Annotated in this window: 1 protein-coding gene; it reads right to left on the bottom strand. The window is 60.4% G+C overall.

The window, feature by feature from the left end:
• Positions 1 to 379, bottom strand: a 379-nt coding sequence (locus tag OB13_RS14905) for a TetR/AcrR family transcriptional regulator (protein WP_461490967.1), incomplete at both ends; no start/stop codon positions are given.

Raw genomic sequence — 379 nt, 5'->3', positions numbered from 1 at the left:
GCATCCGTGAGCTGGCGCATCACCGACTGGGTATAGCGCTGATGGTGCTTTTGGGAAATTTCGTCGTCAACCAGGCGGAACTGCATGCGCCAGAAGTCCTGCTCGTCCTCCACCAGGCGCCGGGGCATGTCCAGCACATGGCCTATCAAGGTGGCCGGATCTTCCTGGGCCACCAGGCCTTTGCTCTTGTCGGTGATGCGGCGGTAGCCGGCCTTGACCACTTCCTCCAGCAGCTGCACCTTGTTGAGGTAGTGCTTGAAGATGAGCCCTTCCGAGACGCCCGCTTCCTTGGCAATCAGGCTCGTGGGCGTGGCCTCGTAGCCCCGGGCGGCAAACAGGCGCTGGGCCGTCTCCAAAATGATTTCTTTCTTCGTTTTAG

The sequence above is a fragment of the Pontibacter sp. HJ8 genome, from assembly GCF_054824225.1.
The sequence above is the reverse complement of the archived record's forward strand: the minus strand, read 5'-3'. Positions and strand labels throughout refer to the sequence as shown.